The sequence below is a fragment of the Psychromonas arctica genome, assembly GCF_036697365.1.
Lineage (GTDB): Bacteria > Pseudomonadota > Gammaproteobacteria > Enterobacterales > Psychromonadaceae > Psychromonas > Psychromonas arctica_A.
On record NZ_JBAHZA010000079.1, the window covers coordinates 1 to 23,640 of the forward strand.

A 23,640-nucleotide genomic window follows, 5' to 3' on the forward strand; every position below is an offset into this window, starting at 1 on the left:
TAACCTTTAACCTTGTCAACAATAAACTTTAAAAGTTTTTATTGACTCAAACTCGTTGAGTTTGATGGTTCAAACTGCGTTAGTAACTTGCGCTACATCCCGTGTCTGTGGGTGCGCATTATAGGGATTAAGATCACATTGGCAAGCGTTTTATTACGATTATTTGTAATTAATTTTTATACCTATCTTGACCACAAGTTATCCACAAATTTGCTTTTGTTATCCACACTTTTGTGTCGTATAGTGAGCTTTTACTATTTATCTCAAAAGGTATTTTATGTTTCCTACATTACGCCCATATAAGAATCTTCATCCAGCCATTGGTAAGAATGTTTATATTGATCCGTTCTCTTCGATTATTGGTGATGTAAAACTAGCTGATGACGTCAGTATTTGGCCAATGTGTGTATTACGTGGCGATGTAAATAATATTTCTGTTGGTGCTCGTACTAATATTCAAGATGGCTCTGTATTGCATGTCGCTAGAAAAGGTGAAGCATCAGTTGATGGTTATTCTTTAACAATTGGAGAAGATGTTACTGTTGGGCATAAAGCGATGTTACATGCTTGTACTATTGGTAACCGTGTTTTAGTTGGTATGGGAGCAATCATTTTAGATAATGCTGAAATTGAAGATGATGTGATCATTGGAGCAGGCACATTGGTTCCACCTAATAAGGTATTACAATCGGGATTTCTTTACATCGGCTCTCCAGCCAAAGCTGCACGACAACTTTCTGAAGCAGAAATGGCATTTTTAAAACGTTCAGCCAGCCATTATGTGAATTTAAAAAATGATTATCTTGAGGAAAGTCTTTAAATCATTCTTTTTAGATATTCGTTTTAACGAACTTGTTTTTAAGGGTAATAGTACTTAATCAATTTCCTTTGTGCTATTACCTTTAAACCACCAGCCAAGCAATCCTTTATTACTCCCAAGTAATCTAACCCTGCATATCTGTTTAACAATTCATTAGCACTTCCTATTATTTATTAATAAGCTTCTATTTTTAAATAATTATTATTTGATAACAATCTTACCTACCATTCTTTTTATCACCATTTTATGTAATAAAAACCCGCCTCGTTGATTTTAAGTTAACTCAACGTTGCTACTAAGAATAAGCAATTCCGCTTATTCATACATAAAATGGAATTAAACATGATAAATAGACACTTAGAACACACCAACCCTTTAATTGAATCTACTTCCAACCTGTATACACCCTATTGGGGATTTCAAACCGAACAAGATATTGCTCAAGGAGATTGGAGCAAAACTGATATTAGCAAACAAATTAACTTACCTGAATGGCAGACTTACCTACATGATCTACCAAGAGACACTTATGTAGATGCACGTTGGAAAAGAATGTCATGGTTATATTTGGATGAAACTGGAGAAGTAAACACTTTGGACAACTGCCCAATGGCACAGGGAGGGCAATATAACGATGCAGACACGATGGCTAATAAATTGAGATATTACCCTGCTTTAAAAGAAGATTTTTTACAACGTGAAGATGTACAGGACTTTATCAAAGCTTGGGCTGACTTATGGGGAATAAATCCGAAAGAACCTATTTTAATGCAAATTAATGGAGTGAAAGGTGATCAAGCTTTAGACCCGCTTCAAGGGCAAGGCATACATCAAGATGGCAGCCAGTTTTTAAGCATATTAGTTTTAAGTAGAGAGAATGTAACCGGCGGGTTTAATACTTTATATGATGACAAAGCTGGTCAACAACTGATAACTAATACAACATTAGCACCTGGAGAGGTTATGCATATACGCGATAACCAAGTATTCCACAGTGTTTCATCTGTACAACCACTTAATGACAATCAACCTTTTGAGCGCTTTATTATTATCATTAACTGTCGTTTTAACGACCCCTTCCAAAATAAAATATTACGTCAGCACTTTCCTGATGTGGTATTAAACCAAGGATAAAACAGCAGATAAAAAAAGAGTGCAGTCATTAATGGCTGCACTCTTTCATTTTCTTAATAAGTAAACTAACTATTACCTCTATAAAGTAGCGGTATTAGTTTTTACTCATCTCTTTTTGTAACAACATACTTGTTTTGTAGTTTAACTCTAATGCTTTTTCATCATTAGCATGTTCACTAACAAACATTGCACAGTCTTTTAACACCTTTTCAGGCATAGTTTTTTTGCTCGCCGGACTAAAACCTTGCTTCATATAAAAATCTGGCATACGAGTCAGTGCGAATAGACGCTTAATTTCTAATTTTTCAGAACGTTTTACTAATAAATTAACAATCGCACTACCTTGACCGCGACCTTCGTAACCAGGCTCAATACCTAACGAGCGAATTTCAGCTAATCCAGTGTCATATACATGTACAGAACCACACCCAGTAACTTTACCGTCTAACTCTGTCACAACGAACTCGTCAACTGAATGTGTAAGATCTGCTTTATCTCTTGGTAGATTCTCACCTTTTTCCGCCCAATGGTTAACCATTTTCTCGATACGTTCAACATCTTCGATACAAGCAGCTCTAATCACCACACTTGAGTTATCACGATCTGCTAAACGTTTTTCAGCTTCAGTTAATGCAAACTCAATTTGTTGTGGGGAAACACCACCTTGTGCGACACGTGCAGCTAATGTTGCTTCTAATGTTAATGTTGGATAAACATCTTCTTCAATAACATCAGAGAATTGTTTGAATTCAGCAACAGTTAAATCTTCTAATGGAACGCCTTTTTCAATGGCCGCAACCACGGCAACACCTACTATATGATGTGCTTCACGGAAAGGAATACCTTTTGCAACGAGGTAATCAGCAAGCTCAGTAGCATTAGAGTAACCACCTTGTGCCGCTTCTTTGGTACGCTCTTCATTTACTTTAAGGTCTGTTAACGCCATTGACGCCATTTCTAAACAGTCGCCCCATGTATCTAAAGCGTCAAACAAACCTTCTTTATCTTCTTGCATATCTTTATTGTAAGCCAAAGGTAATGCTTTTAATGTCATTAACATACCAGCTAATGAACCAAACACACGACCTGATTTACCACGGATTAACTCCATTGCATCTGGGTTTTTCTTTTGTGGCATTAATGATGAACCAGAAGTCACTAGATCAGACATTTCAATAAACGCAGATTCACCACTATTATAGAAGATTAAATCTTCAGCCATACGAGATAAATGCACCATAGATAAAGTTGCACAACTCATTAGTTCAACAACGTGATCACGGTCTGACACTGAATCTAAACTGTTACGCGTTGCTCTTTCAAAACCTAATGAGTGCGCTAATGCAGTACGATCCATTGCGTAAGCAGTACCAGCTAACGCACCACTACCTAACGGACAAGTATCCATACGCTCAACACAACCTTCTAAACGGCTATGATCACGCTCTAGCATTTCTAGGTAAGCTAAACACCAGTGAGAAAATGTTACTGGTTGTGCACGTTGAAGATGAGTATAACCCGGTAAGATAACACCTTGGTGGATACGTGCTAGTTCGATCAGTTTTGCTTCAAGTTGTTCTAAGTGTGCAATTAACTCTTTAGCTGTTTTTTTACACCAAAGTTTTAAATCGGTAGCAACTTGGTCATTACGGCTACGGCCTGTATGTAATTTTTTACCTAGGTCGCCTACTTTATTGATTAATTGACCTTCAACCCAAGAGTGGATGTCTTCTGCATCTGATTGTAATACTTGCTTAGGATTAGCCTGAACTGATTCCAATAACTCGTTTAAGCTAACTTCAATGCTTTTTTGCTCTTCAACAGTTAATACATCAACTGATAACAATGCATTAGACCAGGCAATAGAACCTATAATATCTTGTTCAGCAAGACGGTAATCGAATTTTAATGAATCATTAAATAATTTAAACTTTGTGTCTGCCGCTTGACTGAAACGTCCGCCCCATAGTGCCATTTGTTACTCCATTCTGACTTGGTAGTGAACCAAATCCATTAATTAAGGGATTGGTAATATTACAATGCTATTTATAAAGGCTTTTTTTAAAAGCGCTTATAAATAGAAATTCCTGCCCCGAAAATCGAGGCAGGAATTTTATAACATATTTTGCTTATTTGTTACTGTTTAGCTTACGAATACGGCTAGACAGTGAATATAAACGGATGAAACCTTCAGCATGTTTTTGGTCGTAAACATTATCATCGCCAAATGTAGCAAACTCTTCAGAGTATAAGCTGTTTGGAGATTTCTTCTTAACCGCTACTGCTTGGCCTTTGTATAAACGAACCACTACTTCACCATTAGCATCTTTTGCTAACGATTCAGAAGCCGCTAATAAAGAACCACATAATGGAGTGAACCAACGACCGTCATATACTAAGTGAGCAAACTCTTGGCCCACTTGGTCACGCCAGCGACGTGATGGCTTGTCGTGCACTAATTCATCGATACCACGAAGTGCAGTCACCATTACAGTACCTCCTGGTGTTTCATAACAACCACGAGACTTCATACCAACAGTACGGTTTTCAGTAATGTCGACACGACCAACACCATGCGCTGCTGCTTTTTCGTTTAATAACATTAGTGCGTCATATGGAGATAGTTCAACGCCATCAACAGCTGTAACACGTGCGTTTTCAACCGTTAATGTTAGATATTCTGGCTCATTTGGCGCATCAAGCGGATCAACCGTTAATGTCCAAACACCTTTACTTGGCTCATTGTATGGGTCTTCTAGCTCGCCACCTTCATGAGAGATATGCCATGCATTTGCATCACGGCTGTAGATTTTAGTTGCTGAAGCAGTTGTTTCAATATTACGCTCTGCAAGGTAATCCAGTAGGTCTTCACGAGAAACCATATCCCACTCACGCCATGGTGCAATAACTTGCAGTTCAGGAGCCAGTGCAGCAAAACAGCTTTCGAAACGAATTTGATCATTACCTTTACCAGTACAACCGTGACAAACTGCGTCAGCACCTACTTTTAATGCCACTTCAACTTGTGCTTTAGCAATGATTGGACGCGCCATTGATGTACCTAGTAAATAAGTACCTTCGTAAACTGCGCCAGATGCGATCGTTGGGTAGATGTAGTCTTTAACAAACTCTTCTTTTAAATCAACGATATGACATTCAGATGCACCTGAAGCGATCGCTTTCTCATGCAAACCTACTAATTCTTCTTCACCTTGGCCAACATCGGCACAAAACGCAACAATTTCACAATCATCATACGTTTCTTTTAACCATGGAATGATCGCTGATGTATCTAAGCCGCCTGAATAAGCGAGAACTACTTTTTTAACCTGGCTCATTAATTGTTTTCCTTTCTCAATTATTTCTGTTTATTAATTAGGGTAAGCATAATTGCGTTTTGAATATGCATTCTATTTTCAGCTTGATCAAAAATCAATGAAGCTGGTCCGTCCATTACATCTGAAGTGATATCTAAACCACGATGAGCAGGTTGGCAATGTAAAACATGCTTAATACCAGTGTGGTCAAGCAAGGCTTGATTGATTTGGTAAGGCATAAATTTAGCTTTAATTTGTTCTAATGGCGTGTCATCACCCATTGATAACCAAGTATCACCGTAAACTACATCGTAACCTTGAATATCGTCGATATTATTCGTCACAGAAATAGTTGCGCCAGTTTGTTTGGCAATCTCTTCTGCTTTTTTCATAATTTGTGCATCAGGGCTATGACCAAGAGGGCAAACTGCCGTCACGGTTGCCCCTAAAATAGCACCGGCAATGAATAAAGAATGAGTAACATTATTACCATCTCCAATATACGCTAATTTAACCTGAGTTAAATCATCATAATTTTGCGAAATAGTTAAAAAGTCTGCCATACCTTGGCATGGATGGTACAAATCACACAGAGAGTTAATCACAGGTACCGATGCAAACTCTTCCATTTCTGTAATAGTGCTATGTTCAAATACACGTGCAACTATACAATCAGCCCAACGAGAGATGTTCGCAGCGAAGTCTTTAACGTCTTCACGGCTACCCATTGCACCATTAGTTTGATCTAAATAAACCGCGTGTCCGCCTAATTTATTAATACCAATATCAAACGTTACACGTGTGCGTAGTGATTGTTTTTCAAATAATGTTACAACACTCTTACCTGCAAGAGATTGTGCATATTTACTTGGGTTTGCTTTTAAGTCTTTACCCAATGCAATCAGGTCTAAAGCCTGTTGCTGAGTCATTTCCATTCCGGTTAATAAATTATCCATGATTAATCTCTACTTTATTTAATTACTTTTGTACCCACTGCTTTACCTGCCAGCAATGAGACTAAATTTTCTGGGTTTTTCCAACTTGCTAGCATCACGTAACCTAGTTCATCGGCAGCTTGCAACGCCGCTTTCACTTTTACTGCCATGCCATCTTGAATAACATTTTCTGCAATTAACTTATCCGCCAGTTGCGTATTCAATTCAGGAATCACTTGTTTATCCGCATCCCACACACCATCAACGTCTGATAAAAACACTAACTCAGCATCCACCAGATCACAAATTGCAATGGCAGCTTGGTCCGCATTGACATTGTATAAGTTACCATCTTCACCAATCGCAATTGACGAAATCACAGGCAAAAACTCGCCAGCTAACAAGCTATTAATTAATGCAGGATTATTTGGGCTACAAATACCTACCGCACCTAAGTCAGGGTCCATCTGTTTCACTGAACAACTAAAGCCATCGGCTAATGATAAACCCACCGCAGATAAACCTGCTTGTAATGCTTTTGCCATCAATAATTTATTGGATGTACCGGCTAATGCACCTGCGACATAAGGAATTTGCTCGAACGGCGTAATACGTAAACCATCCTTCTTTTCGCTTTTGATATTCATTTTATTAAGTACATCTTCAACGATAACACCACCACCGTGTACCAACAATAATGGACGTTGTTGTGTTGCTAAATAAGCCGTTAATGCAGAAAAAAGATTAGTTAGCGCTTGATTGTTTTCTAGTACGGCTCCGCCTAGCTTAATCAGTAACGGTTTTTGTTGCTGCTGTGTCATGACTAACCGCCTTATAAAATAGAAGTAGTGATATCAAAACCAAAACGTAAATTAATACATTGCATCGCTTGCGAAGAAGCACCTTTTAATAAGTTATCAATTGCGCTGAACACCACTAAATCTTCACCATCAACCGCCCAACCTAAATCACAGAATGGCGTACCCACTACATTTTTAAGTGCAGGTAATGTGCCATCCATTAAACGTACAATTGGTTTATCAGCATAAGCATCTTGATATGCTTGGTTCACTTGTTCAGCAGTAACACCTTCATTTAATACAAGATTGATACTCGCTAAAATCCCACGCTTGAAACTACCAAGGTGTGGAGTAAAAACAACATTAGTGCCCAAGTGTTGATCAATTTCAGGCTTATGACGGTGTGTAAATACACCGTATGGTTGTAAGCTCACTTCACAGAAACTACTAACAACACTTGCCTTACGCCCAGCACCACTGACACCACTGGTCGCATTAATAGTTGGTTTAATACCTTGTTTAATTAGGCCTGCTTCAAATAAAGGTTTAAGTGCTGTTAACGAAGCCGTTGTGTAACAGCCTGGGACAGCAATTAAGTCAGTTGTTTTAACTTGTTCAGCATTCCATTCTGCTAAACCATAAACTGCTTTTTCTAATAATTCAGGGTATTGATGTGTAAAGCCGTAGTACTTTTCATAAAAACCTGTTGATTGCACTCGAAAAGCACCGGATAGATCAAATACAACAGTATCTTCAGCAAGGAAAAGCGGTGCTAAGTCATGACTAACTTCGTGGGCAGTAGCCAAGATAACAATATCAATGTTTTCGCAGGCTGCTTTAATGCCACTCACACCTAATGGCTGTAATGGTAAATCAATACAACCGCGTAAGTTGCCATATAATTCAGAGATTTTTTTATCTTTATCTAAGCTACCTTCTGAAACGTAGAGGCCAGATAACTCAATATTTGGGTGACGAGTTAAAAACTGCGCTAATTCAGCACCTGTATAACCACTTGCTCCAACTACGATTGCTTTTAACATAAAGAAAATTCCTGTTTCATTACTGACTTAAGAGACGATAAATAAATGCAAAAGGTGCAAAAGTAATCAATACCTTTGACCGAAAGCGATATTTTAAATTAAAGTGACTATTTATTCAATAAAGGTGAATAAATATATTCAAAATGATAAGTTATTTATACAACCTTAAAAAAAACCAAATTATTAAAGGTTGTAAACAATAATGAAATAACATTAAGCAATTGATTAAAAACACTTTAATTTTATATTCTAAAGTTAGAGGGCACTTAAACTATGTGTCTTAAAAGAGTCAATTAAACTAATTTCATAAAGTTTTAAGTGTTTATTAGTGATTTAAATTACAAAAAATATTCAAGAAAATCCTATTTTTTGAAACAAACGAATAATTTATTTAGGAGGCAATATAAAAAGATCTTTAATTTATCATTGGTTCAGGCATAGAATGAATTTATCTCAAATCATCACGGAACAATTTTAAGCCTTAATTTATTCAGATAATCGACACACAACGGCACGCTGATAAGCAGCCAATTTGATTAATACAGCACTATTTTAATGTACCTATAGTTACTTCAACATCACCGTTAGGTATTAGCGTTTTACAGTTTAATTTCAAGGAATAGCATGTCACTACCCGCATTTACGGACCTCTATAAAGGCCTTATAAAATTACCTTCTATTAGTTCAAGCGATACATCTTGGGATCAAAGTAATCTTGCCGTGATTAACCAATTGGCAGAATGGCTTGGAGATCTTGGTTTCACTATTGATATAACAGAGGTAGCTGCTGCACCAGGTAAATTTAATCTTGTTGCCACTTTAGGTAAAGGAGATGGCGGTTTATTGTTAGCAGGACACACTGATACTGTGCCTTATGATGAAGGTAAATGGCAAACGGATCCGTTTACCGTCACGGAAAAAGACAATCGCTTTTACGGTTTAGGCACCATAGACATGAAAGGCTTCTTCGCGTTTGTTATTGAAGCATTAAAAACGATGGATCGTGAAAAATTTACCAAGCCGTTACGTATTCTTGCTACTGCTGATGAAGAAACTACTATGTCCGGCGCACAACAGATATCAGAACAAAAACACTTTCGACCTGATTATGCAGTGATTGGCGAACCAACGGGTATGGTGCCTGTTACTATGCATAAAGGACATATGTCTGAAGGTATTCGTATTACCGGCAGGAGTGGCCACAGTTCAGATCCTGACAAGGGGTTAAATGCCATCGATGTCATGCACCTGGTTTTATCTGAACTTAAAAAGGTACAACAGACCTTTAAAGACAAGTATCACAATCCATATTTTGAAGTTCCGTATCCAACACTTAACTTTGGAGCGATTACTGGAGGCGATAGCCCTAACCGTATTTGTGGTTGTTGTGAATTGCATATCGATATGCGCCCTATTCCAGGTGTGACTACTACAGAATTATTTATCACTGTAAAACAGGCTTTATCTGACATTGAGAAACGTTACCCAAATAGCGTTGAAGTATTTCACTTACATGAGCCAATACCTTCTTATGAATGCCCAATTCACTCAGATCTTATCGATAATGCAGAGATTTATACTGGTAACAAAGCAACAAGCGCAAATTACTGTACAGAAGCGCCATTTATTCAAGCATTAGGTTGCGACACCATAGTATTAGGCCCAGGACATATAGCTCAGGCACATCAGCCTAACGAATATTTGGACCTTTCTTTTGTAAAACCGACCCAAGTGGTCATAGAAAAACTCATTCAACGTTATTGTGTGTAATGAGTTATTGATAAGCATTTTGTAATTTAGTTACAGAGATGCTTATTTAATAAATCGAAATAGTACAATGAAAAAGCACCTTGATTGACTAGGCGCTTCATTATGGTATTTTATTTAGCTCCACTATAAAAAATGTAATTTTATTACAATAATAAGGAAGTACGATGACAGAAACATATGCAAACTTACGTGGTAACGTAGGTTTATTAGGACAATTGCTTGGTAAGAGTATCAGTGACCATCTTGGTGAACCCTTTCTTGAGAAAATTGAAACTATACGTCAACTGTCTAAATCATCTCGAGCTGGTAACGGTAAAGATGGTGAACGTTTAGTTGAAGTGCTGTCTAATTTAAGCGACAACGAATTACTACCTGTAGCACGTGCATTCACTCATTTCTTAAATCTTGCAAATATTGCAGAGCAATTCCATGGTATTTCTCGCCACTGTGACTCAGAAGTTTGTGCTCCCGATCCATTACAAACTTTAATCGCTAAACTAAAAAACAGTGACGTTTCAGAAGAGCAAATTGTTAAATCAGTTTCTGAATTAAAAATGGATATGGTACTAACCGCACATCCAACAGAAATTACCCGTCGTACCCTGATCAATAAACATACGGCGATTAACCAATGTTTAAGCTTGTTAGAACTCACAGATATTTCAGATAAAGAGCGCGATCAATTATTAGTCCGTTTAGAACAATTAATTACACAGGCTTGGCATACTAACGATATCCGTAAAAATCGTCCAACCCCTGTTGATGAAGCTAAATGGGGCTTCGCTGTTATCGAAAACAGCTTATGGGAAGCCGTTCCACAATACGTGCGTGAATTAGATAAAACATTAGAAGATGGTTTAGGTATTTCATTGCCGCTTGATGCCTCTCCAATCAAATTTACTTCATGGATGGGTGGAGACCGTGACGGTAACCCATTTGTAACAGCTAAGGTAACAAAAGAAGTATTAATCACTAGTCGTTGGGTAGCTGTTAGCTTGTACCTTGAAGATATTCAGCAGTTAACGAAAGAGTTATCAATGGATAACTGTGACCCTGTACTACGTGCCATTGTTGGTGAAGATGCTGATGAGCCATATCGCGTTATTTTACGTAAATTGCGCAATGAACTAAAAGAAACATTAACGGCATTAAGTGCGACATTGCAAGGCCATGACAGTACTGCTAAAGATATCATTGTTAGCACTAAGCAGCTAAAAGAGCCATTACAACAATGTTATGACTCACTGGTTAATATGGGCATGAAGTCTATTGCCAACGGTTTATTATTAGATATTCTACGTCGCGTAAACTGTTTCGGCGTTAACTTAGTGAAGCTAGATATTCGTCAAGATGGCGAACGCCACGGCGATACATTATCGGAGCTAACACGTTACCTAGGCATTGGTGATTACAATGCTTGGAGTGAAGAAGATAAACAAGCTTTCTTATTACAAGAGTTAAACAGTAAACGTCCGCTTATCCCAACTGCTTGGGAACCTTCAGCAGAAGTGCAAGAAGTACTAGATACTTGTAAAGTAGTTGCACAAACAGATCCTGAAGCTTTAGGTATTTACATCATATCTATGGCACGTGAAGCGTCTGACGTACTAGCAGTTCAACTGCTATTAAAAGAAGTGGGTTGCCCATTCCGTATTCCAGTTGCACCATTATTTGAAACACTAGATGATTTAAATAACGCAGCAGATGTAATGAAACGTCTATATGCAGTTGATTGGTACCGCGGTTACATTGGCGGCGAACAACATGTGATGATTGGTTACTCTGACTCAGCAAAAGATGCCGGTGTAATGGCAGCTAACTGGGCACAGTACACATCACAAGAAGCATTGATCAAAATCAGTGAAGATAACGATATTCAACTCGTACTATTCCACGGACGTGGCGGTACAATTGGTCGTGGCGGTGCGCCGGCACAGCAAGCCCTATTATCACAACCTCCAGGTTCACTAAAAGGTGGTTTACGTGTAACTGAACAAGGCGAGATGATCCGCTTTAAGTTTGGTTTACCAAAAGTAGCGATCAACAGTTTAGATATCTACACAGCGGCAATTTTAGAAGCAAATTTACTACCACCACCAGCACCAAAACAAGAATGGCGCGATGTAATGCAGCAATTTGCTGAGCAATCATGTGATGAGTATCGTCACTTTGTTCGTGAAGAGGCAGATTTTGTACCTTACTTCCGTAGTGTAACGCCTGAATTAGAGCTAGGTAAATTAGCATTAGGTAGTCGCCCTGCAAAACGTAAAGCGAACGGTGGCGTTGAAAGCCTACGTGCTATTCCATGGATCTTTGCATGGAGCCAAAACCGCTTAATGCTTCCAGCATGGTTAGGTGCAGGTACTTCTCTGAAAACATTATTAGACGAAGGTAAGAAGGAAGTGTTGCGTGAGATGTACGTAAACTGGCCTTTCTTCCATACACGTTTAGAAATGTTCGAAATGGTATTCATGAAAGCAGACGAAGAATTAACAAAATTCTACGAAGAGCGTTTAGTGCCAAAAGAACTATGGCCTTTAGGTGAACGTCTACGTGAGAACCTTAAGTTAACACGTGAAACGGTATTAGAAACAATTCCAGATCATAAATTAATGCAAGAACAACCATGGATTAAAGAGTCGATTAAATTACGTAACCCGTATGTTGATCCACTAAACATGTTGCAAGCTGAGTTATTATCTCGTTCACGTTCATGCGAACAAAATGAAACAATTAACCCAGATATTGACCAAGCATTAATGGTGACAATCGCAGGTATTGCAGCAGGTTTACGTAATACAGGTTAATTTTCACAAGAATGCCTAAAACTCTTAAACCACCTTTATCTATAAATAAAGGTGGTTTTTTTAATCCTCTAACAATTAATAAACTCCCTCTACTGTTTTTAACAAAACTCCATATTTGACACATATTGTTCACCCTCCTGCATGTTAACCTGCTGTTATAGCAATCATTCAGTATAAGAGGTATTCCATGATAAAAATTTACTTAACATCTATATTAATTGGCTCGACGCTACTCTTACAGGGCTGCAATAATAATGAAACAAGCACTACTGATATAATAAGCACAGCCGAGTACAAAGGAACAGGCTCAGTGACTTACGGCATAGCAGAAACTTCGACCCCAAATCTATTTCCTCAAGGTGGCCGTATTGCAGAAATAGGCACAATCCAAAGCATCAATGACGATACTACTTGGACAGTACCTGCAGAAGTAAACTTCACTAATGATGAAATTCCGTTCGCTCCTGATTTATACAATGAGTATGGCCAACGATATAAGGATGCTGAAACAGCATTAGCAGCGCTAGATGCAAAAGATGCAAAAGATGCAAAAGATGCTATAGAAGTAGATGCCGATGGTGAAGTAGTTACTGCTTATATATTTGCAGATAACTATTTTGAAATGTACATCAATGGTATTGCTGTCGGTAAAGATCCCGTTCCTTTCACCCAATTCAATGCCAACATAATTCAATTTAAAGTGAAAAAACCTTTTGATATAGCTGTATTAGCCGTTGATTGGGAAGAAAACCTAGGGACTGGCACAGAGTCTAATCGTGGTGTTTCAGCACACCCTGGTGATGGAGGTGTGGTTGCCGTATTTAAAGATGCGAATGATCAAACTATCGCTATCACTGATAGCACTTGGAAAGCACAAAACTATTATATCTCTCCAGTTTCAGACTTGAGTTGTTTGACTGAGTCAGGCACTTCTCGTTTATCAACCCAATGTACTATAGAAGGAACAAATGATGCTTCAGTGTTATATGGAGTTCATTGGGCAATACCAACAGGTTGGAAGAAACAAGGTTATGATGATAGCCAATGGCCTGCAGCAACGACTTTTAGTAATGATACAGTCGGAGTTGATAACAAAAAATCATACACCAACTTTACCAATATTTTTGATAATGCCGAGCAGGATGCACAATTTATTTGGTCTACTAATTTAAACCTAGATAATAAGATTTTATTAAGAAAAACAGTGGCTAAATAGTATATGTTACTCCTCTAAATAGATTATAACCAAGGAGTCCGGTTCCCTTGGTTATAATAATGTTTGCCCCGAGGTTGGTTATGGTAATATTAGATTTTTAAACAAGATTCGGTAATAAAATGGCAAATGAAACAACAATTAAACAACTCGATGCATTAGGTTTACGCTGTCCAGAGCCAGTCATGGTTATCCGTAAAACTGTGCGTAAACTTGCTGTTGGCGATATGTTAGAAATCATTGCAGACGACCCAGCAACAACCCGCGATATACCAAGTTTTTGCCGTTTTATGGAACATCAACTTGTGGAGGCACAAACCGACACTATTCCCTACCGCTATTTAATTAAGAAAGGCTTAAAGTGATATAAATCACACTATATAGTTGGCGATATGAATTGAAGATTTTATAGCTTTTTTCCACTTTTTTAACCTTTCCTAGATACTAGCCAATAATTAATATTGATCATATAATGATGTTAAGTTGAGACATAAATATACTGCTATGATCATCGTTATATACATTATGCTCTCTTAACCATAAACGAATGGATTTTGTTTATTGATAATTTAAGTACCCCTTAGCAATAAAGAAGTGAATTTATAACAGGTTACTCGAACCTTAAATAAACGCTCAATATTAAGGTAAGAAGATATGGATCTGTTTTGTACTAAACACTTACATTTAATATGGCTTGAGCTTCGACAGCTAGTATCACGCCTTCCTAAATTAACTTACTTAATACCATACTGCTTAATTATTTTAGCCTCATCGCTTACTCACAACATCAGCTATGCTGTAGTTAATGAGCAATCTCAAGCAGGCTATGAAAACTTATCACCAAAAAAATTATTAAAACAAGCCGAAACTTTCCGTTTTATTGACCAACAAAAAGGCATCAAACTTGCCAACAAAGCATTACAACAAGCTGATACTAATGGAGAGGCGCTAATATGTGCTGATGCGCATAATCTACTGGGAGATTTAAATAGAAGGGTCAAAGATACCAACCAATCCAAATACCACTTTTTACAAGCAGCGGATATTTATCAAAGTATAGATGCTGAAGAACAACAAATTCTTGCAGCCGTTGACTATATCCATACGTTATCAGTTGAAGGTCTGCATTACCAAGTAGAAGATAAGATCAATGACACCATCAGCCTTGCCAAAAAGTACGGCCACCCTTATCCAATCGCAATGGCGTTAATTGTTAAAGGAAGAAGCCAATATAAATTAAAGCGATATGAGGCTTCAATTGAGCAATATTCAGAGGCACTACATTACTTAACTGAGCCAGAATATAAAATACAAAAAGAACGTGCTGAAACCTTTACCAAGATTGCAGAGTCCTATAAAAGATTAAAAGCCCGCACCCTCATTGGTACCGCCTACAAAAGCGCATTAGATATTTACACGAAAATACAAGATAGAAAGTCAATGGCACGTACACTGAATGCACTATCCGAAGTTGAGCGTAATTTAAAAAACTACAAAGTAGCGCTTGATTACTCATTAAAGAGCATTGAAATACAAAGAACGATTAATGACCCGATTGGTTTAGCCAAAGCACTTTCCGGCGCTGGTATCGTTTACCGATTTATTGGTCTGTATGAAAAGTCATTGTCTTTTATGTATCAATCTCACTTAGTTTATAAACAGCTTAACCATACTAAAGGATTAGCCAAAACATCCAACCAAATGGGATTAATTTATACACGCTTACATGAATATGAGTTGGCTAAATCTTTTTATAATTTAACGATTAACCTGCCTGAAGACCAAGTTGAGACAAAAACCTTAGCCTCTGCTTTAAGAGAGTTAGCTGTCATCGATATTGAGTCAGAGGAGTATGAGGCTGCAAAACAAAAAATTCTGCGAGCACATAAAATTTATCAAAAACAAGGTGAAGAGTTATATGAATCAATAACTGCACGCATAATTGGCGATATATTTCACGCTCAACATGATGATGAAGCAGCTATTATTTTTTATAAACGCTCACTAACCTTAGCAAGCCGAACTAAAGACACAATTTATCAATTAAAAGCACAAATTCCGTTAGCTGAAATGTTAATTGATAAAGATCCCAAACAGGCTATCGACCTATTAAAATCTTCTTTAACGCTTGCAACTACTATTAATTCAACACCGCACATGTTGTATGCCTATCAAGAGTTAAAAGAGGCAGAAAAGGCACTCCACAATTATAAAGCGGCTTTATCTTACGCAGAAGAAGAGCTTGCTTTATCTAAAGTGATTGAAAAACAAAAAAATGATGAAAGTCTGACATTAGTTAAAGCCAAATTATATTCTCATAAAAAAGAGAGAGAACTTGCTTCATTAAAAGAAAAAGCGCAACGAGATGCTTTAGAATTAGCCAAAAAGACTAGCGAAGTTGCTCTTTCAGAACAAGCCCAAAAAATTGCTGAATTAGAACTAACTAAAAATAAATATGCAAATACAACACTGACTGCTTTATTAATTATCTGCTTACTAACTGTATTATTTATTTATCGACGCTTTAATGACTCACGTAAATTAAACAAAAAATTAGATCAGTTAGCGACAAGAGACCCGCTAACTAACTGCTATAACCGTCGAGCATTGTTTAACTTCATGAATGAAGCCTTTGAAACTTTAACAACAGATGATCAATATTGCATTGTCATTGTTGATATTGATCATTTTAAGAAGGTTAATGATACCCACGGACATAACATAGGTGACAAAGTGCTATGCGATATCGCTGAGGTATTAAAAGCTGGTATCCGTAAGGATGATATTACTGTTCGTTATGGTGGTGAAGAATTCTGTCTTATTTTAGCTGGTACAAAGGCAGAGCAAGCAATGAGAGTTGTAGAAAAGATACGTAAAAAAATTGAACTAACCGCATTCAATGATATATATGTAACCTGTAGTTTCGGTGTTGCTTCTATTCAATTTAATGCAACTACCCCTTCAGAATTAATACATCAAGCGGATGTAGCTCTTTATAAGTCAAAATCTTCGGGTCGTAACAAAGTTACCTTGTGGAGTCCCAAAATAGTAGCTCAGAACTCTTAGCATTAAATAACTTTAGAAAATATTCGTTTCATCATCTACTTTGGTGATACAAAAGAGTGCATACGGCCAAATAAGAAACCAATTTGGTGCTAAAAAGTTAATCGATTTCTTTTATAACTTGCAATCTGATGATTTTATTGAGCTAGCTTTTATACCAATTACGATAATTAACTGATCTATTTACTTGTTAAAATAACTTATTTCTTCGTTTTAATTTTCTGAAATAGAACAATTATTTAACTTAAGTTACACCTTGAACTCAGCCATTTTTCCTACATAAAATTTAGAGTTCTTATTTAAAATAATTGGTATTACAGAATATTTGGCACAAGTTTTTCATAAATTATTATGTGAAGAAATTTATAAAACAGATAACGCTTTTTTCTGCCATTATATAAGATAATTAGCATTAACTAACTTCAGCCTCAAACACTATCTTAAGTCAGAAAAATGAACACTGTTCAAAGCAGAATAAGCGCTATCTCGTAATACGCGCTGAATAAAAATAAGCTCACCCCACTTATTTGGAGTCTTATGATAAATGCACTGATACCAGTCACCTCTTTATTAATGTCCAATGCACTACTTTTGCTTGGTCATGGTTTATTGCTAACGCTTTTGCCTATTGCCGCCAATTCGTTTGGCTTTTCCGATACGCAAATTGCTTTAACAGGCTCAGCTTATTTCTTAGGTTTTGTTTCAGGCTGCTTAACCACCCCTTTTATGTTGAGACGCGTTGGGCATATTCGTAGCTTTGCGGTGCTAGCCACTTCTTATACTGTGGTTATTTTAATTTTTCCCTTGTTACATGAATTTTATGCTTGGATGATATTACGATTTTTAATCGGTGTTGTTATTTCAGGTTTATACATGATTATTGAAAGTTGGCTTAACGGCAATGCGACACCACAAAATAGAGGTACTATCCTCTCTATTTATACGACCCTTAACTTAATCATGGTGATGTGTGGGCAACAACTTTTCAACTTAGGAGATGTACAAGGTACGATGCTGTTTAGTCTAGCAGCGATACTAATTTCGATTGCTATTATCCCCATTTCACTTACTCGCCATGCTGCACCAGTGATGGTTCAACAGGTCAAATTAAACATGTATAAAGTATGGAAACACTCCCATATTGCATTAATTGGTGCTGTCGTTGCAGGTTTAGTGACTGGAGCTTTTTGGTCATTGGCTCCTATCTATGCCAAAGCCAATGATTTTAATAATATCCAAGTAGGCTTATTTCTATCTTCTACTGTATTAGGCGGTGCATGCTTCCAACTACCTTTAGGTAAAATATCTGATAAATTAGACCGTCGAAGTGTTTTAATGTACTCAGCGTTAATAGGTTCGCTAGTTTCACTCACCTTCTTCTATTTGCCACAGTTTATTCCCTCTTTTGCTGGGTGGCCGGCCTTCATTTCAGCCTTTTTCTGGGGAGGAACTTGTATGACGCTTTATGCAATATGCTTAGCGCATGCTAACGATAATGCAACCTCAGAAGATTTTGTAGAAATCAGTAGTGCAATGTTAATCACTCTAGGGTTATCTTCTGCTATTGGTGCTCCATTAGCTTCTTTAAGCATGAGTGAATTAGGAGCAAATGGACTATATGCCTTTACTGGATCCTGCCTAATAATATTCTTTATTATTGTTCTATTTAGACGCCGTAGTCATATTCCACCTTCTATCTTAGAAGAAAAAGAAGAATTCCGAACAGTGACTGATATGGCAGGTCCTACGGCTTACGAAATGGATCCGAGAACAGAAACAGAGCTAGAGGATTCAGCAATGGGAGAGATCACCACAGCACTTAAAAATGGTACAGAAAATAAGACTATAAAATAGTTTATGTACTTAGATCTAAATATCACCTCGAATACCATGACAAATTAGTTAACTTTGTTTACTAATGAATATTAATAAACAAAGGGAATATAAATGTTTTATGAGCAGTATAAAAACCACTTAAATAAGCTATATCATGGTGATATTGGCTTAGCTAAAACAATTTGGTTATATGCAGTTGCCATAAACTGTATTTTATTCGGTTTGTTTACTATTCCCTTCAATCACGTTGTTGAGTTGGCTTTTCTATTATTTATTTTAGCTTACAATCTCATTGTAATGACTGGTATCTGGTCCGCCTCTGAAAAATATCAAGGAAAATATCGTTGGGCAGCCTTAAGTAAATGTTTGTTAATTTTAAGTTATTTTATATGGGCTGTTGGTATCTTTACTGCAATTAATCAATTTCTCATTCTGTAAATTGCTGACCTTCATCAACGATAATATCGTCGCACAGGATAAATAACCAATAATTATCATAATAATAACATATGATAATTTTAAGTTATTTGAAATCAAACGTAATATCTCTTCATCGAAACAAATATGTATCAAGTAATGCATGTGCTAAATGAAAAAGTAGGAGAACATTATGAAAATGAATCACGTAGGTTTAATGGTTGGCGATATGGACAAAGCTGTTGAGTTTTATACTAAAGCGCTAGGTCTTCGCATCGTTATGAATAACACTAAAGTACAAGAAGAACGCGAAACAGCGATTGGCAGAATGTGTGTTGCGGTATTTGGCGAAGGCTTCAAAGGCTTTAACATTGCACACTTAGTTACAACTGATGGTATCGGTGTTGAGTTGTTTGAAATGAAAGACCGTCAAGAACGTCATGAAGTTGATTTCTCTCGACTTGGTATTTTCCACTTCTGTTTACAGACGGATGATTTTGAAGGCGCTATTGCTCGTGTTGAGGAATATGGTGGTAAAGTACGTATGGATATTATGCGTTACCATCCAGAAGATGATAGCAAGCCAGCGAAAATGGTTTATCTGGAAGACCCATTTGGTAACTTATTTGAGTTCTATTCACATACTTACGAAGAAACTTACGCAACTGATTATTCTTAATAAATATCGACCAACAAAGGCTGCTTAATAAAGTGGCCTTTTTACTATTAACTAGCAGCCACTATATAAGCAATACTTAAATTAAGACAATAATGTATTATAAATTCACGTTAACCTGAATCTATTATATAAAGATCGAGTATGACCTTTTTATAATACTCTTTTAACATGAGGTTGAAGCACACTAAGTACCTAACGATACCCAGTGCACTCAGATTATGGTCGCTAATTTATATTGTTTCTTCCATCTCAGCTGTAGATGAAGTTGCTGCATACATATCTGTATCGTCAGAGACAATCAGAGCTCCATCCTCAATTAGCCCATTGATGATAGTCACGTCTTCACTTCCGTACTCAGTTACAACATCAACATCCTCTAAAACGATATATTGTGTTACTTCATCATTAACCACTTCAATAGTAGTATTTGCAACACCTTCATTGTCTGTATCAACAGAGAAGTTTAAGTAGGAATCTAATGTATTACTGGTTGCATCAACGAGTAGATCGCTTAAATCGAGTACGTCCTCTCCATCGATATCAAAATCGGTAATGGTATCGATATTATTATTAGCATTACTATCGAATTCCCAAATATAAGTATCAGATCCTTCTCCACCAGTTAATATGTCATTACCTAAACCACCGGTTAACATATCATCACCATCTCCACCAACTAAGGTATCATCTGCATCTGTCCCAACCAGAATACTATCAATACCATTAACGGTAATAGTAGCAGCGGCAACATCTGTTTTAACACCATCACTTACAGTGTATTCGATGTCAAAGGTTTGTGAGTCACCTTCATTTAGGGTTGCACCTAACGTTTCACTCGGAGTAAAAACTATCTCTCCATTTACAAGCTCACCTGTACCAACAACAATACCATCAATTACCACATCAATAGCATCGCCTCCTTCACTCACACTTTGACCTTGAATTTCAGTTATAGTGATATCTTGATCATCACTGTCGCTATCATTTGATAATACATCGATGGCGATTGAGTTATTTTCATCAGTAAAAATATCTCCTTCTGTCAAAGAAGTATCTACAGTAGGCAAGTCACCTGTAACATCAACAGTGGTATCAGCATCATCGTAATTAAGGTCTAAGCCAAGGACTTCGGTTGTTTCACTGCCATCAGCTTGTGTTCTAGTAAATGTTATTTCATCTGCAACAGTCCTAGACAAGGTCATATTTTGAACTACATAAGTCCCATTAGACCCAGATGTTGTTAGCTCGAAATAATCTACTGGAGAATCTGTACTAAACGAGTAAGTATCAACAAAACTACCGCTTTGTCTATAAGATGACTGTGTTTCTGTGGTCCCATCTTCGAAGTAAGCAGTTATACTTACCTGAGTAGCACTGCTACTAGTTTCATCAAAGAATCCACCTAGACCATCAAGAGTAAAGGAGACCTCATTAATATTTTCTCCTTCAACGTCTATAACTAGTGTTTCTCCTCTGCTTAATCCCGTTCCATCAGCATTACCAATACCATTACCTATATGAGTATTACCATTCCAAGCAGTTAATACTTTTGAATCGTTTGCACTTGTAGTGGTTATAGAAGTTGTAATTGTTGCATTGTTAATAACAGCTACTGCTTCAGTTCCTTCTGCATTAACGGTTCCCCAGTCACTAACACTAGCCACAAAGCTTGAACTACCGTCATCACCAAATGAGCCAACTTGAATATCAACAGAGTTGAGCTTAACTTCTTCTTCATCAGGAACAAAACGAACTTCAGAGTCTGAGTCATACTCTTCTCCAATTACCATATCAACCCAAACACCATCTACTGATACTTGCACTGTCCCGTATTCGGGCTCATCATCGAGACGGATCGTCGTAGCATAAGTCATTTCAGTATCATTAACTGCAGTAGGCGCATAATCTACACCATTAATAGTTATCTCTATATCTTGAGTGTTACCATCTGTTGTCTTAACAGTAATAATATCAGTTAATGTATCGTCATTATTAAGAGCTTGTATTTCAGCTTGTGTATTGTCAGCTTCATAAGTCCAATTACCATCAGAATCAATAGCAATTGTTCCATAATCACCGACTATTGATTCTGCCTGAAAAGTAGTTGTATCTGCGCTATCAACATCGGTTAATAATAATGTACCACTAGTGGTTAATGTTGTTTCACTATCATCTTCGGTAACTTCACCCGAAGCTTCGCCAGTTACAACTGATAAGTCATTTGTACCATTGATAGTTATTGTAATATCTTGCTCAACGCCATTTAATGATACTGTATAAACTTCTGTTAATGTTTCACCTTCCGCTAAATATTGTACGTCGTTATTGTCTACTTTATATGACCAATTACCATCTGCATCAATAGTTAATTCTCCAAGTGCAGCATCCCCAGCAGTTGATGTTGCAAAAGCGACTGTTGGTGCAAAAGTACTTCTATCTGAATCATCAATATCAATGAAAGTAATTTTTCCTGAGTCGGTTAAGATGGTATCGGCACTGTCTTCGACCACTTCGCCTTGCGCACTATCTCCTACACTAGTGTTTACTATAATTTCAGTAGGATCTTCAGCGCCAATAATATCAATAGTGATAGTTTCTTCGGTACCATTTAAAGTAACTGTGTATATTTCAGTTATTTTCTCGCCTTCATCTAGGTACTGAACCAATGAATTATCAACGCTATAACTCCAATTGCCATCATTTTCTAAAGTAACAGTACCCAACTGCCCTAAACTTGAAGTCGAGCTTGTAAAGCTAACTTCCGGTGAAAATGAATTACTGTCTGAAGAATCTGCATCGCCAAACTGGAAGATATCACTTGTTGTTAAGAACCCTGGAGTATCTAAATCATCATCCTCAAATAGTCTAGTAAATGCATTACTAGAGCCTACTGGTTCAATAGTAGTCGGATCATCAGAACCATTAACGGTAACTGTAATATCATGTGTAGTACCATTTAAAGTCACGGTATAAACTTCTACTAATGACTCCCCTTCTCCTAAATACTGAACAGCAGTATTATCAACTTCATAAGTCCAGTTACCATCTGCATCGATAGTAATCTCGCCTAAGGCTGTATCGCCTTCATTAGTTGGAGAAAATTCAACAGTAGGGGCAAAGTTTTCACTGTCTTCAGTATCTATATCGGAGAATATTAATGTGCCAGAGTCTGTTAAGGTTTGCTCCTCACTTACTTCTTGGTCTTCAGTAACTTCACCTGTCGCATCACCGCTTATTACTGTTGCATCATCCACACCGTTAATGGTAATAACAATCTCTTGTTCAACACCATCGCTAGTCATAACTGTGATGGTATCGGTGATCGACTCATCATCATCTAAAGATTGAATTTCTGCTTGCGTGTTATCGGCTGCGTATGTCCAGTTACCATCAGCATCGATAGTGACTTCACCATAAGTGCCTGACACGGTCTCAGCAGTGAAAGTTGTGGTGTCTGAACTATCGACATCTGACAACGATAATGTGCCTGTCGTGCTTAACGTTGCTGCATTATCTTCAGTGACCGCACCGGTTGTATCGCCAGCAACAATAGATAAATCATCCATGCCGTTGATGGTAATAACAATCTCTTGTTCAACACCATCGCTGGTCATAACAGTGATGGTATCGGTGATCGACTCGCCGTCATCTAATGATTGAATCGCCGCTTGCGTATTATCCGCCGCGTATGCCCAGTTACCATCGGCATCAATAGTAATATCGCCGTAAGTACCGTTAATCGTTTCAGCAGTAAAAGTAGTTGTATCCGAGCTATCAACATCTGACAACGTTAATGTACCAGTCGT

General features: G+C 37.4%; 16 protein-coding genes. 10 read left to right on the plus strand and 6 right to left on the minus strand.

Annotation, left to right across the window (positions count from 1 at the left end):
* Positions 1 to 277 precede the first annotated feature (277 nt).
* Together V5290_RS17420 and V5290_RS17425 are read left to right on the plus strand one after the other, a co-directional pair.
* Positions 278 to 820, plus strand: a complete 543-nt coding sequence (locus tag V5290_RS17420; RefSeq protein ID WP_333388800.1) for a gamma carbonic anhydrase family protein — start codon at positions 278 to 280, stop codon at positions 818 to 820.
* 342 nt (positions 821 to 1,162) lie between these two features.
* Positions 1,163 to 1,954, plus strand: a complete 792-nt coding sequence (locus V5290_RS17425; protein ID WP_333388802.1) for a 2OG-Fe dioxygenase family protein — start codon at positions 1,163 to 1,165, stop codon at positions 1,952 to 1,954.
* A 94-nt stretch (positions 1,955 to 2,048) separates the two neighbouring features.
* On the opposite strand, the gene argH is transcribed toward V5290_RS17425, so the two are convergent.
* The 5 genes from argH to argC all read right to left on the minus strand — a co-directional run bounded on the left by argH (position 2,049) and on the right by argC (position 8,049).
* Positions 2,049 to 3,929, minus strand: coding sequence for an argininosuccinate lyase (gene argH, locus V5290_RS17430; protein WP_333388804.1), 1,881 nt, complete (start codon positions 3,927 to 3,929; stop codon positions 2,049 to 2,051).
* 154 nt (positions 3,930 to 4,083) lie between these two features.
* Positions 4,084 to 5,292 carry an argininosuccinate synthase gene (locus tag V5290_RS17435; protein WP_333388806.1) on the minus strand — a complete coding sequence of 403 codons (1,209 nt, stop codon included), beginning with the start codon at positions 5,290 to 5,292 and terminating at the stop codon, positions 4,084 to 4,086.
* A 20-nt stretch (positions 5,293 to 5,312) separates the two neighbouring features.
* Entirely contained in the window at positions 5,313 to 6,227 is a 915-nt protein-coding gene (locus V5290_RS17440; protein ID WP_333388807.1) for an ornithine carbamoyltransferase, read from the minus strand.
* A gap of 14 nt (positions 6,228 to 6,241) precedes the next feature.
* Positions 6,242 to 7,027, minus strand: coding sequence for an acetylglutamate kinase (gene argB / locus V5290_RS17445; RefSeq protein WP_333388809.1), 786 nt, complete (start codon positions 7,025 to 7,027; stop codon positions 6,242 to 6,244).
* 11 nt (positions 7,028 to 7,038) lie between these two features.
* The gene (gene argC, locus V5290_RS17450; protein WP_333388811.1) at positions 7,039 to 8,049 is read right to left on the minus strand and encodes an N-acetyl-gamma-glutamyl-phosphate reductase; all 1,011 of its coding nucleotides are present in this window, start codon (positions 8,047 to 8,049) and stop codon (positions 7,039 to 7,041) included.
* A 624-nt stretch (positions 8,050 to 8,673) separates the two neighbouring features.
* Between argC and argE the strand changes: the two genes are divergently transcribed.
* The 8 genes from argE (at position 8,674) to V5290_RS17490 (ending at position 19,834) form a co-directional block, all read left to right on the plus strand.
* Entirely contained in the window at positions 8,674 to 9,819 is a 1,146-nt protein-coding gene (gene argE / locus V5290_RS17455) for an acetylornithine deacetylase (protein WP_333388813.1), read from the plus strand.
* Positions 9,820 to 9,983: 164 nt separating this feature from the next.
* Positions 9,984 to 12,626 (plus strand): phosphoenolpyruvate carboxylase, encoded by a 2,643-nt coding sequence (gene ppc / locus V5290_RS17460; protein ID WP_333388815.1) that lies wholly within the window; start codon positions 9,984 to 9,986, stop codon positions 12,624 to 12,626.
* Between the two features lie 187 nt (positions 12,627 to 12,813).
* Positions 12,814 to 13,842 (plus strand): hypothetical protein, encoded by a 1,029-nt coding sequence (locus V5290_RS17465; protein WP_333388817.1) that lies wholly within the window; start codon positions 12,814 to 12,816, stop codon positions 13,840 to 13,842.
* A 119-nt stretch (positions 13,843 to 13,961) separates the two neighbouring features.
* Entirely contained in the window at positions 13,962 to 14,204 is a 243-nt protein-coding gene (tusA, locus tag V5290_RS17470) for a sulfurtransferase TusA (protein ID WP_333388819.1), read from the plus strand.
* Between the two features lie 289 nt (positions 14,205 to 14,493).
* Positions 14,494 to 16,905 (plus strand): diguanylate cyclase, encoded by a 2,412-nt coding sequence (locus V5290_RS17475; protein WP_333388821.1) that lies wholly within the window; start codon positions 14,494 to 14,496, stop codon positions 16,903 to 16,905.
* A gap of 534 nt (positions 16,906 to 17,439) precedes the next feature.
* The gene (locus tag V5290_RS17480) at positions 17,440 to 18,756 is read left to right on the plus strand and encodes an MFS transporter (protein ID WP_333388823.1); all 1,317 of its coding nucleotides are present in this window, start codon (positions 17,440 to 17,442) and stop codon (positions 18,754 to 18,756) included.
* A gap of 93 nt (positions 18,757 to 18,849) precedes the next feature.
* Positions 18,850 to 19,176, plus strand: coding sequence for a hypothetical protein (locus V5290_RS17485; RefSeq protein WP_333388825.1), 327 nt, complete (start codon positions 18,850 to 18,852; stop codon positions 19,174 to 19,176).
* A 172-nt stretch (positions 19,177 to 19,348) separates the two neighbouring features.
* On the plus strand, positions 19,349 to 19,834 hold the full coding sequence (locus V5290_RS17490; RefSeq protein ID WP_333388827.1) for a VOC family protein: 486 nt from the start codon (positions 19,349 to 19,351) through the stop codon (positions 19,832 to 19,834).
* Positions 19,835 to 20,064: 230 nt separating this feature from the next.
* Here V5290_RS17490 and V5290_RS17495 read toward each other — a convergent pair.
* Positions 20,065 to 23,640, minus strand: a 3,576-nt coding sequence (locus V5290_RS17495) for a VCBS domain-containing protein (RefSeq protein WP_333388829.1), incomplete at its 5' end; no start/stop codon positions are given.